Here is a 15030-nt window from a genome sequence, read left to right on the forward strand (position 1 = left end):
AACTTCCGCATTCCTCCCGACACTGACCCTACGGGTACAGTGCGGGGCTCCTGCGATTTCTAGCTGACGACGCGAACGGGATCCCCAGCGCCCGCAGCTGCTCAACCAGTCGCTCCAGCAGCCTCATGGTTCAGCACTTCAGCCCACCGGGGTAGGTACTGGGAAAAATCCTGTTTTTTGACAAACCGAAAAGGCCCGGATAGGGATCCCCAGATCACTTGATCGGTCTCCGGATCCCGACCTTGATCCAAGCTGTGAAAGTAGTCGGCTCCGATCTCAAACTCGCTGTACAAATAGGTGGTTCTGCCTTTGCGTTCAACAATACAGCCTTTGCCGGGCAGGCTGCGGCCCCGATAGCAGGATCCCGTCCATTCCACCTGGGTGACACAGCCGGGCAAGAGTTCCAACTCCGCTGCTGTCAGACCGGCCAATTTCCCCTTCGCGTAAGCGTTGCTTAGCAACAACTCCCGACCGGCGCACCTGTAGGAGTCAGGAGCTGTCAGAGCATAGTTTTGAATCCGGATCCCATCTGGAGTATCGAAGAGGTGGATCACCCGCTGTCGGTAAGGCTGCTCAGGATAAATGTCGTACAGTTGCTCCACGTAAAACCCCACCCCCTGCAACACCGACCAAGGCAAGGGGCATTGGTACACATGAATGTTGGCAAACCAGACGGGCTCTGCAATCGCCTGTTGTAGGTTGTTGAAGTGCCCTGCCATCCAGGTGGCCAGTTGAGCCAGTTGTGGGGAAACAGACATAGGTTCAGATGGATTCAATGGATTGAAATCGAGAAGATTCAGATCGAGCGCTCCTGATCCTGCAGACTTTGTCCAACTGTCAGGGACTCCGTCCCGATGGCGCACTCCATAACACACTCTACAAAACTACACCAGGGAATAGCTTGGTAGCCCTGTACTTGAGTGCGGGGTGGAAAAGCCCTTGGGCAACTTGATTTAAGGGAATTTAAGGGATTTAAGAGAGCATTGTTGCTTACCGTCACCCGCCCTGTCTCTGGCGGAGTTGTTGCCATGGGCAGGGGAACCGCAACCCTGTGGCGACGAGGCCGTTCGCGCCACTCGGACGGAGTTCTTGAAGGGGATTGGGTTGCAGGGACAGGCTAGAGTAGAGGAGCCGGACTCCTGTGCCTCTTGAGATCTCGTCTAAGATGGTATTGATGTCGGCCCTACCCATTCCGCTGCTGGGGCAATCCTTGTCTGCTCTGAAAGACTGGGCGGTTGCCCAAGGACAGCCGGCCTATCGCGGGCAACAACTGCATGCTTGGATCTACCAAAAAGGGATCCGCTCCCTGGAACAGGTGACGGTGTTTCCTAGGGCTTGGCGAGAGGCGGTGCAAAGCTACCCAGTGGGACGCTCGCGCATTGTGCAGCGGACAGAGGCCCGCGATGGTACTGTGAAGTTTCTGCTGGGGTTGGCGGATGGGCAGTTGATCGAAACGGTAGGGATCCCAACGGCCAAGCGTCTGACGGTCTGCGTCTCTTCTCAGGTGGGCTGCCCGATGGCCTGCGATTTCTGTGCCACCGGCAAGATGGGCTACCGGCGCAACCTAGAGCTGCACGAGATTCTGGATCAGGTGTTGACGGTGCAGGAAGATTTTGGCCGTCGCGTCAGCCATGTGGTCTTTATGGGCATGGGGGAACCCCTGCTCAACCGCGATACGGTGGTACAAGCCATCCGCAGCCTGAATCAAGATATCGGCATCGGCCAACGGCATATCACCCTCTCGACGGTGGGGGTACCCCGGCAAATTGCCTGGCTGGCGCAGCAGGATCTGCAAGTTACCCTGGCCGTCAGCTTGCATGCCCCCAATCAAGACCTGCGGCAACGGTTGATCCCTTCGGCAGCCCACTACCCTCTGGACACTCTGATCCAGGATTGCCGCGACTACATGCTGCGCACCGGGCGGCGAGTCAGTTTTGAATATACCCTGCTATCGGGGGTCAACGACCTGCCCATTCATGCCCGCCAACTGGCGCAATTGCTGCAGCAGGCCAGCCGGTCAGGGGTACAACTGCACGTGAACCTGATCCCTTACAACCCCATCTCTGAAGCTGACTATCAACGCCCCCACCCGACACGGGTCAGAGAGTTCGTCCGCCAGCTCGAACAGCACCAAGTGCGGGCCACTGTGCGCCAAACCCGTGGCTTGGATGGCAATGCCGCATGTGGTCAACTGCGGGGATCCTTCCTGCGTTCTTTGCCAGGGGATTTGTAATCGCCGCGCAACGCTTGCGCGAGTACATCAGCTCAGTCCGCAGGCGCGTCGTAACCAGGCGGCATCCTGTTCTGGCAAGGTGGCGTGGTGCATGACGTAAACCTGCCGGTGATACTCGTCCAGCCAGGCTCGCTGCGCCTCGTTTAACAGTTCCCAATCGATCAAGCGTCCATCGAAAGGGATCCAAGTCAGGGAGCGAAAGCCCATCCAGCCCTCCGGCTCGGGAATGGCAATCACCTCGTAGAGGTTCTCCAGGCGGATCCCACCCCATCCCGGCTGGTAGTAGCCCGGCTCGATGCTGTTGATCATGCCCACTTTGAGAGGGGTGTTGGCGCGGCGGTGGATCCCGTTGGGCCCCTCGTGGACATTCAAAAAGGCGCCGACACCGTGGCCGGTGCCATGGCCATAGTCCAGCCCGGCCTGCCAAAGGGTAGAGCGGGCGATCCCATCCAACGAGACTCCATAGGTGTCGGGGGGGAAGATCTGGCGGGCGCATTGAATGTGGGCCTTGAGCACCTCGGTATAGCGCCGCTTGCACAAGGGATCCGCGGGTTGCGGGCCAATCCAAACGGTGCGGGTATCGTCGGTGGTGCCCCCCAAGTAGTGGGATCCGGAGTCCAACAAAAACAGTTCGCCCGGCTGCAGCAGCTTTTGGGGATCCGGAGTGCTGTAGTGGATGATGGAGCTGTTGGCGCCGGCGCCGGCAATGGTGTTAAAGCTCAGACCCACCCACTCCCCTTCCTCCCGGTAGTGGGCCTCCATGATCGCGGCCACGTCGGCTTCGCTGATGGGGATCCCCTGTTGGATTTGCCGGTCGATCCAGGCCAGGGTACGGATCTTGGCCCGGCTGGCTTTGCGGTTGGCCAGGCGCATCTGTTCCAGCTCGGTGGGGTTTTTCACGGCCTTGAGGGCTTCTACTGGGTGCTCCAGCTCGCGGCAGCTCGCATCCTGCAGCAGCTCTTGAGTGCCCTGGGTGGTCTGCTTGGGATCCAAGCCCACCGGCGCGTAGCTCTTGGCCCATTGGGGCAGTTGTTGGCTGTAGGTCTCGTAGGGCCAGAGTTCCACCCCGGCTTCTGCCAGAAATTGCCGAGATCGGGGACTGAGCCGCTCCAGATCTGTGAATAGAGCCGCTCTATCTAGGCTGACCAAAGCATAGGCCCAAAACACTGGGTTGTAGGGGATGTCGGATCCCCGCAGGTTAAACAGCCAGGCCACCTGATCCAATTTGGTCAGGGGCAACAGTCCCACCCGCTTGCGGCGCATCTCCTGCCGGACTTGGGCCAGCTTTTCTGCAGGGGTGGCCCCGCTCAGGTGGGTGGGTACCGAGTCAATGGGCCGGTCAAAGGGAGCGGTAAGTCCCTGGGCCAACTTATCTACCAAGTTTTCCACGACCGGGATCAAAAGCACCCCTCCCGCTTGGGCATGGGCCTGCAACTGGCGATAGGTGGCCACTGCCACCGTAAAGGGATCCACCCCCAGGCGAAAGCCGGATCCCAGCTCTTCCACAATCTCCATCAGGCTGGGCTGATTCGGCAGACCTCCTTTGATCACTGTCAATAGATTGGGATCCACCTCCCGCTCCGCCTGTTCGTGATAGCGGGGATCCACCCACAGCCAAGCCCTGTCCCGGGTGATCAAGGCATCCCCCACCGAGCCGGTAAAGCCTGTGATCCACTGGCGCCGCTTGCGATGTTCCGGCAAATACTCATTGAGATGCTCATCAGCAGAGGGAACCCAAAAGCCATCCAGATCTTGTTCTCGCAGAAGCTGGCGCAACTGCTGCAAACGGGCAGCAACATCCAGGCGGGGTAAGGTTTGGAGCATGGCAGGAGTAGGGCAAAGCTGTTGTCATTCTAGACAAGGTTAGAAGTTTTCCCTTGCCCCTAGCCCTTGTCCCAAGGGGAGAGGGAAGCTTCCAATGCTGCAATCAGAACAAGAGCGCCCCTGGGTTTAGCGCTCCTCAGGAAAACCCGCTTCCCGCCAAGCCCGCATGCCCCCATCCATCGAGATCACCCGACGATAGCCCATTTTCTGTAGGTTATCGGCTGCCAACGCCGAACGAAACCCGCCGCCGCAGTACAGGACGATCTCCGCTTCTTTGTCGGGGATCACCCTCTCGATGTCCCGCTCAATGATCCCTTTGCTCAAATGGATGGCTCCGGCAGCGTGGCCGGCTTGCCACTCCGACTCTTCCCGCACATCCACAAAATAGAAGGGATCCCCTTGCAGTTGTTTTTGCCTGACCTGCTCGACTGTCAGTTCTTGGATGCGGCTTTTGGCCTCGTTGACCAGGGCCAAGAAAGCTGGAGAGTGCTGGGGAGCCATGGAGAACAGGCGCTATGAGCCAAAGCTTATTTCAATCGATCTTATCTGGTCTGGACTTTGGGATCCCAACTGCCCTAAGGCTAGACTGGGATCCAGATTTGCCGGCTGGAGGCCCATGGCTTGAAATCCCGATCTAACTTTCCGCAACTGCTTTGGCCCCTTGCTCTGGCCGTGAGCTGGAGCATCCCCCTTGGATTGACAGCCGGTCACGTCAGCCGGACGGAGTCCTCGGCTTGGGCCCAAGCTGCCCCGATGCCCCTAGAAAGTGGGATCCAGCGGCAAGTTTTCAGCCCACCGCCAGCCGCCCTGGTGGAGTGGCTAAGCCAGCAGGTGGCCGCCGCCAACCGGCGGGATTTGCCAGGGGTGATGGCCGGCTACAGCCCCGACTTCCGCCACCGAGATGGGCTGGACCGGGAAGAGGTGGAAGGTGCCATCCGCAAGCTGTGGAGCTCTCATCCCAAGCTCACCTATTCGGCCCAGATCCTCTCCTGGCGGCAGGTGGGCCCTGAGATTGTTGCGGATATTCTCAGCCAAGTAGAGGGATCCCAATCCTCGGTGCGGGGGGACTTTCAGGTAGAAGCCTCTGCCCTGGTGCGCAATCGCTATCGCCCGGATCCAGCCAATCCCGGACAACTGCTGTTGATTGACCAAGAAGTGCTGCGGGAGGCCAGCACCCTCACCTCTGGATCTGCCCCTCCCACCGTCACCTTGAACCTGCCGGAGGTGGTCAAACCGGGATCCACCTATTCGCTGCAGGCAATTGTGGCAGAGCCTCTCACCCACTCTTTGTTGTTGGGCGCCGTTGCCGAACAACCTGTTGCCGGGGCGGGCTACCCAGAGGTGACTTCGTTTGCTCTCGAACCCCTACAGGCCGGAGGGATCTTCCTACAGGCGGATGCTCCCCAAGAACCCGGTGCTGAGTGGATCTCGGTGATGTTGGTTAACCAAACGGGCATCACACTGGAGAGCCGGCGTCTCACCGTCAGCGATCGCTTGGCTCTGGAGGGATCCCTGGCCATCCCCACCGTCCCTTAGGAAATCTTCAGGATGATGAGGAATGGCTCTGGGGTAATCTGGACAGGCAGTTGAGCTTGTTAAGATGGGAAACTATGCGCCCCTCAGCTTGTTTGCTTTCTGGTGCTGGCCCTATTTTTGAGCGGTTGCGATAGCGGCGACTCCCTTGGTGCTCCGGTGGTGGATCGCCCCACTCCTGCCAGCAATTGACCGAACAATCCCGAGGGGTCTCGAAAGGTTGGGTCGAGGTGTCTTGAAAGGACCCAACCTCAAGAAACATTGGCATCTTCAGACGCCCGTCCATTCCAAGCCCCGCTACAGCTATCTGCAAAACTATCCGCTCTCTCCCACCCCCAAGGCAACAACAGGCGGTCAGGGAAAGAGCGGTCTAGCGGGCCTTCAACTGGAACCTGACTGCCGGGAGGAACTCCAAGCGAGCCAGAACGCGAAGACTCTTCAGCAGACTGAAGGATCTAAGTTCAGACCGTTAGAGAACAGCCCCGGCGCACAGCCGGCTGAACCCAACTTGACGACCCTTACAACTACTACTATCTGGCATCCGCAGGAACCTCCCTTACTAAACGACACCCTGAGACTAGCACAAATCTTTTCTTGTTTTCTCGATCAGGGAGTTCATGCGGTGGTTTGTTGGAGCCGTTTGAGAGCTCCAGGCGCTCTGGGTGACCGTGGGCTTCGGATCCCCTGTCCCACAAGAGGGGTGAGGGATGGACTGCTGAGGATAAGGCAACAGCGTAGGATAGAAGGACGCCCTCTAGTTGGCTCGAGTTGCCGTGGACTACAAAAGTACCCTCAACCTGCCCCAAACTCAGTTTCCCATGCGGGCAGAGGCCGCCAAGAGAGAACCCGCCATTCAAGCCTTTTGGCAGGAAGAGCAAATCTACCAGCGCCTTGCCGACCACAATCCTGGGGATCCCTTTGTCCTGCACGATGGACCGCCCTACGCCAATGGCGATATTCACATGGGCACCACCCTCAACAAGATCCTCAAGGACATTGTGAACAAGTACCACATCCTGCAGGGGCGCAAGGTGCGCTACGTGCCCGGCTGGGATTGCCACGGCCTGCCCATCGAACTGAAAGTGTTGCAAAGCCTCACTCCGCAGGAGCGGGAAAACCTCACCCCTCTGCAGCTGCGACAAAAAGCCAAGGAGTACGCCCTGCACTACGTTGATGTGCAGCGGGCCAGTTTTCAGCGCCTGGGGGTATGGGGATCCTGGGATCGGCCCTACCTGACGCTGTCGCCGGAGTACGAAGCCGCCCAGATCGAGGTGTTTGGACAAATGGCCCTCAAGGGCTACATCTACCGCGGCCTCAAACCCGTCCACTGGAGCCCCAGCTCCCAGACGGCTCTGGCGGAAGCGGAGCTGGAGTACCCCGACAACCACATCTCCCCCAGCATCTACGTGGCCTTTCCGCTACAGAGCCTGAGTCCGGCGGCGCAGCCGGTTTTGGAGCCTTTCATGCCGGGCCTGCGGGCGGCCATCTGGACCACCACCCCTTGGACGATCCCGGCCAACCTGGCCCTCTGCTTTAACCCCAAGCTCACCTATGCAGTGGTGGAGTCTCCCCGCTTCGGCCTGCTGTTGATCGCCGCCGATCTGCGGGAGCGGCTGGAGAAGGTTCTGGAGACGCCTCTGGAGATCAAGGCCACCCTGCCGGGATCTGCCCTGGAATACAGTCAAGGACGGCACCCCCTCTTTGACCGCGCCAGCCTCTGCGTGCTGGGGGACTATGTCACCACCGAGTCCGGCACCGGCATTGTGCACACAGCTCCGGGGCATGGGGAAGATGACTTCAAAACCGGCCAAAAGTATGGTCTGCCCATTCTCAGCCCTGTGGACGATCAGGGGAGATTTACCGCCGAGGCCGGATCCCAGTTCGTCGGGTTGGATGTGCTCTCCAAGAAGCCGGAGACCAGCGGCAATGCTGCTGTCATCCAGGCTCTACAGGCTGCGGGGGCTTTGCTCAAGGAAGAACCCTACAACCACAAATATCCCTACGACTGGCGCACGAAAGAGCCAACGATTTTCCGGGCCACCGAGCAGTGGTTTGCGTCTGTAGCTGGCTTCCGGGAGCTGGCCCTGCAGGCCATTAAAACCGTGAAATGGATCCCGGCCATCGGGGAGAACCGCATCACTGCTATGGTGTCGGAGCGCTCGGATTGGTGTATTTCCCGCCAGCGGGCTTGGGGTGTGCCCATCCCCGTCTTTTACGACGAAGAAACCGGCGAGGTTCTGCTCACCGCCGAGACCCTCGACCACATCAAGGCCATTTTTGCCCAGGAGGGATCCGACGCCTGGTGGCAGCGCCCGGTGGAGGAGTTGCTGCCGGAGCAGTACCGCCACAATGGCCGCACCTACCGCAAAGGGATGGACACCATGGACGTGTGGTTTGACTCCGGCTCTTCCTGGGCGGCAGTGGCCAAGGCCCAAGGGCTGGGCTACCCGGTGGATCTGTATTTGGAGGGCTCCGACCAACACCGGGGCTGGTTCCAATCCAGTTTGCTCACCTCCGTGGCCGTCAACGGCCATGCCCCCTACAAAGCGGTGCTCACCCATGGGTTTGTGCTGGACGAGAAAGGCCAGAAAATGAGCAAGTCCCTGGGGAATGTCATCGATCCGCTGGTGTTAATTAACGGCGGCAAAGATCCCCAGACGGATCCCGCCTACGGGGCGGATGTGCTGCGCCTGTGGGTCTCCAGTGTGGACTACTCCGGGGATGTGCCGCTGGGTAAGACCATTCTTGGGCAAATGGCGGATGTATATCGCAAAATCCGCAACACAGCTCGCTTTTTGCTGAGCAACCTCTACGACTTCAATCCAACTCAGGATGCCGTTCCTTTTGAAGCCTTGACGGAGCTAGACCGCTACATTTTGCACCGCCTGCACGAGGTGGGATCCGAGATCGGCGAATCTTTTGCCAGCTATCAGTTCTACCGCTTTTTCCAGGCGATTCAGAACTTCTGTGTGGTGGATCTCTCCAACTTTTACCTGGATATTGGTAAGGATCGCCTCTACATTAGCCATGCCCAAAGTCTACGGCGGCGCCAATGTCAAACGGTGCTCTCCCTGTTGCTGGAGAACTTGGCCAAGGCCATCGCCCCCGTTCTCTCCCACCTGGCCGAAGAGATTTGGAGCCATCTGCCCTATCCCAAGCCCACCCGTTCGGTGTTTGAGGGGGGGTGGATGAAGCTGCCGGAGCACTGGCGGGATCCCCAGTTGGCGGCCATTTGGGAGCAGCTGCGAGAGGTGCGCCAAGAGGTGAACAAGGCTCTGGAGCAAGCCCGTACCGGTCGCGTTAGCGGGACGGAGTCCTTTAAGCCCATCGGCGCTTCCACCGAGGCCAAGGTAATCCTGAAGGTAGCGGATCCCAGCCTATACGCTCTTTTGCAGGAGCGGGCTGCCGAGTTGCGCTACTTGTTCATCACCTCACAGGTGGAACTGGAGAAAACCTCAGGTCAAGGCTTGGAGGTCTCTGTTTTTCCGGCTGACGGCCAAAAGTGCGTGCGCTGCTGGAACTATTCCACCCGTGTGGGGGAATTTGCCGAACATCCAGAGCTGTGTGAGCGTTGCGTAGCCGCTCTGGCGGGGGAGTTTTGAATTTTTGAATTAAGGACTCTGTCCCACTGAGGCAAGCGGATCTCGGTCTTGATCATTATTTTTTTATTTTGAATTGGCTCTTTCTCCAAGCGGACTCTGTTCGCGCTAGCGGGACGGAGTCCTTAAACATCCGCCGGACAGGTCTTGTCGGCCTTCTTCAGGATCGAGGGGTGGAGCTGCCGGAGGGGATCTCCTCAACATGGGTGTGCAGCACTTTGCCGCACAGGGTTTTCTCCAGCCAGGGAGTCGCTGGCGATCGGGAGTGGAGGGTGGCCGCAGAAACCGTCCAGGGGTGGGTGGGATCAAACAGCACCCAGTCGCTGTGGGGGGTGAGGGTGGGCGGATCTAGGTTTAGGCAGCGGGCCGGGTACAGGCTGAGGGCAGACCACAGTTGCAGCGCCGTCAGGGATCCCGTTTCTACCAAATGGTGCCACAGCAGCGGCAGAGCCAGCTCCAGGCCCATCGCCCCCGGCGGGGCATCGGCAAAGGGCAGGGTTTTCTCTTCATGGGTGTAGGGGTGGTGATCCGTCGCGATCCCCAGGCTGCCGGAACGGATCCCGGCGATCAGAGCCTCTCGGTCGCCAGCGCTGGGAAGAGGGGGCAGAAGGCGAAGGTGGGGATCGTAGCGGTGCTCAAAGACGGCCTCTTCGGACAAGATCAGGTGCATCCAAGTGGCGCTGGCGGTAACCGGCAGTCCTTCGGCTTGGGCCTGTTGGATCAGCTCCAGGCTGCGGGCTTGGCTCAGGCGCATAATATGCACAGGCGGAGGGGAAGGAACGCTCCTGATCACCTCCAAGAGACGGGCCAGAGCGGCAGTTTCGGCACTGGCAGGGATCCCTTTCAGCCCCAGGCGCAGCGCCCAGATCCCTTCGTAAAGGCTGCCTTGCCCGGCCAAGGTGGGATCCCAGGCCCAGAGCAGCAGGGGTTTATTCTCCAGCCGCAAATACTCCAGAGCCCGCCGCGCCAAAGCCAAGGAGCGCAGTGGCTGAACCTCTGCAAAGCCAACTGCTCCCGCTTGCGCCAGTTCTCCCCAGGGGGTTGGAGTTTCTCCTTGGCCACCCACGCTCAGGGCAGCCCAGGGCAGCCAGCGGGGATCCCCCAATTGGCGGGGGTAGCGGTTCAGGTGTTCCGGGCGATCCAGCACCGGAAATAGGCCGGTTCCAGGAAGAGGGGTGGGCAGAAGCCCCACCTGGGTAAAGCCTCCCGCCAAAGCCGCTGCAGCCAAAGAGGTCAGGGTTTCCCGACTGTGGGCCAGAAAGTGCTCCGCACCGCTTACGCGACCGTTGCCAACCCCCTCGCCGCTGTGGGCATACAGATCCAGCAAACCCGGCCCCACTACCCAGCCTGAGCCATCGATGGTGGGGATGTCGGCAGGGATCCCTGCCGGCTCGGTGGCCCGCAGACGACCCTCCTGCAACCACACATCGGTTACTTCATCCCGCTGACGCCAAGGATCCAACAGGCGCACTCCCTGGAGATGCACATTTTGTCCTGTTAGTCGTCCTGTTAGCTCGCGGAGAGGGGATGAGCCCATCTTTACAAAGCTCCAGCGGTGGTGCAGTCCAAGATCTGGCCGGACAGATGGGTGGTGAGGTTCAACACCTTCAAAACCGGGGCACCCTCCTTGCCTTCTGGATAGTCGATCACCGTAATGGCGCCATTCCCCTGCTTGAAGATCCAAAAAGCTTGGGGGGAAAGGTCGAACAACTGACAGATGATCGCCTTGTTGATGGCATCGTGGGCAACAACAACCGCCGTGCCCTGAGGAAACTGGGCTGCGGTGATGGCCAAAAGCTCCTGCCAAGCGGAGCGAGTGCGCTCCCACACCTGGTGAAGGTTTTCCCCATTGGGCATCTGCACACTGGCGGGATCCCGTTGCCAGCGCTCCAGCTCGCCGGGGTATTCGGCTTCGACTTCGCTTTGCAGCTTGCCCTCCCAGTCGCCGTGGCAGATCTCTTGCAAGTCGGGCATTGGGCGCAAAATGAGGTTGCTGTGGTTGCTGCAGATGGCATCGGCTGTGGCCCAAGGGCGCTTCAGGGGGCTGGAGAAGGCCAGTTGCAGAGGTTGAGTGGCCAAAAATTCTGCCACCTTGGCTGCCTGTTCCTCCCCGGTGGCATTGAGGGGGATATCCCGCTGCCCTTGAAAACGGCGCTCTCGGTTCCATTGGGTTTCCCCATGCCGCACCAGCAAGATGCGCATCCCCTGCTTGCGCTTGGGCAGGGCTTGGCCGAGGTGAGCGGTGATGTTCAGAGATTCCAGTTGTGGCGGCCCCTGCAGGCCCTCGGGAAAATTGAGAACGCTGATGGCGCAGTTATCCTGCCCAAGGCGGTGATAGTGGTGTGGCCCCAGGCCGATGGCGGTGCTGACCAGGGCGCGATTGATGCCGCTGTGGCCCACGATGAGGATATTGAGGGTCTGTCTCTGGGAGGGATCCGCTCCATGGTTCCAGGGGCCCGAAGCCGATTGCAGATGGAAAGCCAGCATTTCCCAAAACCCCTGCGCCTGCTGCCAGAGCTCCCGCACCGGAAAGCGGCCCTCCAGCTCCAGGTTGTCGGGATGGTGCCGCCACAGATGGTAATCCTCGGGGTATTTCTCCTGCACCTCGGCAAAGGTCAGCCCTTCCCAGGCCGTCAGGTCGATCTCCCGCAGTTGATCGGTAACGTGCAGAGGGATCCCTTCTCGGTCTTTCAAAATGACGCGAGCGGTATCGAGGGCGCGAGACAGGGGGCTGCAATAGGTGCAATCCAACGGGATCCCGGCCAGGGCCTCGGCTACACGCTGCGCCTGCACTTCTCCAGTGGGGGTGAGCCGGGAGAGATCGGAGCGGCCTTGAATGCGATTTTCCAGGTTAAAGGTGCTCTCACCATGGCGCACGATCAAGATGCGCAGGGCAGGCTGGTCGCGGTAGCGGGACGGAGTCCTTGCCATCGCTTGCATGGACTTACTCATCGCAGTAGCGGGACGGAGTCCTTAGAACACCTTCTAGAGTACCGCCACTGGGCGGCGCTCGCCTTCGTCAATTCACCGGTTGGGCTGCCGACTGAGGCGTATTTGGGCTGGTCGCCGCTTGTGATGGGGGCATCTTTGGAGAATGGCCGCGCTGCGTTTCCGCTGGCAGAGGTTTTGGTTGAATGGACGTTGGCGAAGGGGGCCGGCTTGGTGCTCCTTGCCCTTGTTGTGGTGCTGTTGGCGCAGTTTTTCCCTCCACTGCTCCCTCAGGAGAGCCCCCTGCCACCGATAGAATCCGAGAAGACAAAGTGTAGGATCCCTGAAGGCGGATCCCTCTTGCCTGGACAAGCGCTGCCATGGTTTCTCCACAATTGGCTTGGGATCCCGGATCCCTGACCGAAAGCCCCAACCCGGCTACAGCCGAGATCGACCGTCTCAGCACCTTGGAACTGGTGAAACGGATCAACGCCGAGGATCGGCAGGTGCCGGAAGCGGTGGCTGCTCAGGCGGAGCCGATTGCCCAAGCCATCGATGCCATTGCCCAGCGGATGCGTCACGGCGGGCGGCTGATCTATATCGGGGCAGGAACCTCAGGTCGGCTGGGGGTACTGGATGCGGCTGAGTGCCCACCCACTTTTGGCACTTCCCCCGCACAGGTGGTGGCTTTGATCGCCGGGGGGGAAAAAGCCCTGACCCAGGCGGTAGAGGGTGCAGAGGACGACGCGGAAGCGGCTGCCCGCGCGCTGGAGGGTCTTCACCTCCAAGCTCAAGATAGTGTTGTGGGAATTGCCGCCAGCGGTCGTACCCCCTATGTGCTGGGTGGGATCCAAGCCGCTAGGAGCATGGGGGCGCTCACGATTGGCCTGGCCTGTAACCACCCTTCCCCGCTAACCGAGCAGGTGGACATTGCCATTGCCCCTTTGGTGGGGCCGGAGGTGATCCTCGGATCCACCCGCATGAAAGCCGGCACAGCCCAAAAGCTGGTGTTGAACACGATCTCCACTGGAGTGATGATCCGCTTGGGCAAGACCTATGGCAACCTAATGGTGGATCTCCAGGCCAGCAATGCCAAGCTCAAGCAGCGGGCGGAGCGAATGGTGGCCCTAGCCTGCGATCTGGATCCCGCCGCGGCTGCCCAATTGCTGCAGGCTTGTGATGGAGAGGTCAAAACCGCCATCCTTGTGGCCTTGCTGGGGTGCTCTGCTCAAGAGGCCCGTCAGCACTTGCAACAGGCCCAGGGCAGAATTCGCCAGGTGCTTGATGCTGCTCTGGCGCAGCGGCGGTGACAATAGTTGAATGGCTTGTCCATGAGCGTTTGCGGCTACCTCTACACGCCTTCCCATGCTCCTTTGCCGGAACAGGAGTTGGCCTGGCTCCAGGGGCGAGGGGCCGATCCCATCCTGCACGATTGGGGATCCCGAACTCATTTGGAGGAGCTGTTCCGACGCATCACAGCCGGCTGGGTGCAGGAAGTGCTGCTCTTGCGCCTGGCGGATCTGGGGGATCGGGCGGATGAAATCCACGAGCGGCTGCTGCAAATCCAACACTCCGGGATCCGCCTCAGCTTGGTCACCGAATCCGGCCTGCAAACCCCCACCAAGGCTGCCGATTGGATCCCCCTGCTGGCCGAGATCCCCCATCAGTTGCAAAGCCGCCGCCTCTGCTGCAGCCAAGCCCAAAACCGCCTGGCGGGCAAACCCCCCCCTGGCCCTGCCCCCTTTGGCTACCGCCGCGAAGGGGAACGCTACGTGCTGGATCGCCGGCAGGCCAGCATCGTTCAGGATTTTTTCCAGCACTTTCTCCTCTACGGATCCCTGCGGCAGGCGGTGCGCTTCTTGGAGGAAAAACACCACAAGCGGATTTCTGTGGCTACCGGACGCAACTGGCTGCTCAACCCGGTATACCGCGGGGATCTGGCCTATGCCGACGGCACCACCCTGCGGGACACTCACCCGGCCCTTCTCAGCCGCACGGAAGCCGCCCAGATCGATCGCTGGCTCAAACGCAACCAAGGGATCCCTCGCCGCAGCGCCAGTGCTCCCCGCGCTTTGGCCGGCCTGGTTCATTGCTGCGCTTGTGGCAGCCTTCTGCGCATTGTGCAAACCACCCCTCGCAAGGGGAAAAAGAACAGATCCCCCTACCTCTATCTGCGCTGCCAAACCTGTCGCTACAGCCTCCCCTACACCGAAGTCCTGCAGGAGGTGATCCGGCAGGTGTGCGAACAACTGCCCCAACGCGCCCAGACGCTGGATCGACAAGCCCTCACCCAAGTCCGCCAAGAGCTGCAAGCCCAAATCCAGGCCAACGCCGAGCGGCTGCGGCAATTGGAAGAGCTACAGCAATCTGGACTGATGGACGAGGCCTCCCTGGCCCAGCGTCGCTACCAGTTGCGAGCAGAGACGGCCCGCTTGGCCCAAAAGCTGGAGCAACTCCCCCCCGCCAACCTCACCCAGACCATCCAAACCCTCTCCATCCCGCCCTTCTGGCAAGACCTCAGCGAGACCGAACGGCGTGCCTACCTGCGGGAATTCCTGCGCCGTATCGAGGTGGATTCTGCAGGAGCGGTGCGAGTTACGTTTGCCTTCGATCCCTGAGAGCGAAGGGTTCCCCCCACCTTCCCCCCAGAATTGAGACCATTCTTGATTCTTTCTCAGCCCAGACCTGCCTCAGCGCCAAGCCAAGAGGACGGGATCAGCGCCATGGCATAGCTGAATCCTTCCCGATTTGGGTGAATTGTCATCTGGAATTGTTTTCTTTTGATCACTGATGAAAGTATATCTAAAACTAAAATCGGGAAAAACATCAAAAATCGACTTGAGAAGCCCTGGGAACTTTCTTAGGACGATTTGCAAGATCTGGGAACTTCTAGCTTTTTGAGGGATCCACCTT

Annotated in this window: 10 protein-coding genes; 5 read left to right on the forward strand and 5 right to left on the reverse strand. The window is 60.0% G+C overall.

From position 1 onward, the window contains the following. Positions 1-101: 101 nt before the first annotated feature. Complete coding sequence (locus NW839_RS07515) at positions 102-758, reverse strand: chromophore lyase CpcT/CpeT (RefSeq protein WP_414344792.1); 657 nt, start codon at positions 756-758, stop codon at positions 102-104. A 416-nt stretch (positions 759-1174) separates the two neighbouring features. On the opposite strand from NW839_RS07515, the gene rlmN reads away from it, so the two are divergent. After that, positions 1175-2233, forward strand: coding sequence for a 23S rRNA (adenine(2503)-C(2))-methyltransferase RlmN (gene rlmN, locus NW839_RS07520; RefSeq protein ID WP_414349738.1), 1059 nt, complete (start codon positions 1175-1177; stop codon positions 2231-2233). A gap of 27 nt (positions 2234-2260) precedes the next feature. Here the strand turns inward: rlmN and NW839_RS07525 are convergent, their stop codons facing one another. Continuing rightward, a complete protein-coding gene (locus NW839_RS07525; RefSeq protein ID WP_414349739.1) occupies positions 2261-4057 on the reverse strand; it encodes an aminopeptidase P family protein in 1797 nt (598 codons plus the stop codon). 126 nt (positions 4058-4183) lie between these two features. Continuing rightward, positions 4184-4558: a rhodanese-like domain-containing protein gene (locus NW839_RS07530; protein ID WP_011432658.1), complete on the reverse strand. Its 375-nt coding sequence runs from the start codon at positions 4556-4558 to the stop codon at positions 4184-4186. A gap of 120 nt (positions 4559-4678) precedes the next feature. Here NW839_RS07530 and NW839_RS07535 point away from each other — a divergent pair, with 120 nt between their 5' ends. Then, the gene (locus tag NW839_RS07535; protein WP_414349740.1) at positions 4679-5593 is read left to right on the forward strand and encodes a hypothetical protein; all 915 of its coding nucleotides are present in this window, start codon (positions 4679-4681) and stop codon (positions 5591-5593) included. 755 nt (positions 5594-6348) lie between these two features. Further along, the gene (gene ileS, locus NW839_RS07540; protein WP_414349741.1) at positions 6349-9192 is read left to right on the forward strand and encodes an isoleucine--tRNA ligase; all 2844 of its coding nucleotides are present in this window, start codon (positions 6349-6351) and stop codon (positions 9190-9192) included. Between the two features lie 157 nt (positions 9193-9349). Here ileS and NW839_RS07545 read toward each other — a convergent pair whose 3' ends face one another. Beyond that, positions 9350-10726 carry a dihydroorotase gene (locus tag NW839_RS07545; RefSeq protein WP_414349742.1) on the reverse strand — a complete coding sequence of 459 codons (1377 nt, stop codon included), beginning with the start codon at positions 10724-10726 and terminating at the stop codon, positions 9350-9352. Positions 10727-10728: 2 nt separating this feature from the next. Next, positions 10729-12129 (reverse strand): histidine phosphatase family protein, encoded by a 1401-nt coding sequence (locus NW839_RS07550; RefSeq protein ID WP_414380560.1) that lies wholly within the window; start codon positions 12127-12129, stop codon positions 10729-10731. A gap of 368 nt (positions 12130-12497) precedes the next feature. Here NW839_RS07550 and murQ point away from each other — a divergent pair, with 368 nt between their 5' ends. Then, entirely contained in the window at positions 12498-13427 is a 930-nt protein-coding gene (gene murQ, locus NW839_RS07555; protein ID WP_414349744.1) for an N-acetylmuramic acid 6-phosphate etherase, read from the forward strand. Positions 13428-13448: 21 nt separating this feature from the next. Beyond that, entirely contained in the window at positions 13449-14735 is a 1287-nt protein-coding gene (locus NW839_RS07560; RefSeq protein WP_414349745.1) for a recombinase family protein, read from the forward strand. Positions 14736-15030: the final 295 nt, after the last annotated feature.

The organism is Synechococcus sp. R5-15, from assembly GCF_047462035.1.
In the GTDB taxonomy this organism is placed as follows: domain Bacteria; phylum Cyanobacteriota; class Cyanobacteriia; order Thermostichales; family Thermostichaceae; genus Thermostichus.

Excerpts from the sequence above, each read along its gene's own strand:
- murQ (WP_414349744.1), top strand. The coding sequence starts at position 12,498 with ATGGTTTCTCCACAATTGGCTTGGGATCCCGGATCCCTGACCGAAAGC.
- NW839_RS07545 (WP_414349742.1), bottom strand. The coding sequence starts at position 10,726 with ATGGGCTCATCCCCTCTCCGCGAGCTAACAGGACGACTAACAGGACAA.
- NW839_RS07525 (WP_414349739.1), bottom strand. The coding sequence starts at position 4,057 with ATGCTCCAAACCTTACCCCGCCTGGATGTTGCTGCCCGTTTGCAGCAG.
- rlmN (WP_414349738.1), top strand. The coding sequence starts at position 1,175 with ATGTCGGCCCTACCCATTCCGCTGCTGGGGCAATCCTTGTCTGCTCTG.
- NW839_RS07550 (WP_414380560.1), bottom strand. The coding sequence starts at position 12,129 with ATGCAAGCGATGGCAAGGACTCCGTCCCGCTACCGCGACCAGCCTGCC.
- NW839_RS07515 (WP_414344792.1), bottom strand. The coding sequence starts at position 758 with ATGTCTGTTTCCCCACAACTGGCTCAACTGGCCACCTGGATGGCAGGG.
- NW839_RS07560 (WP_414349745.1), top strand. The coding sequence starts at position 13,449 with ATGAGCGTTTGCGGCTACCTCTACACGCCTTCCCATGCTCCTTTGCCG.
- NW839_RS07530 (WP_011432658.1), bottom strand. The coding sequence starts at position 4,558 with ATGGCTCCCCAGCACTCTCCAGCTTTCTTGGCCCTGGTCAACGAGGCC.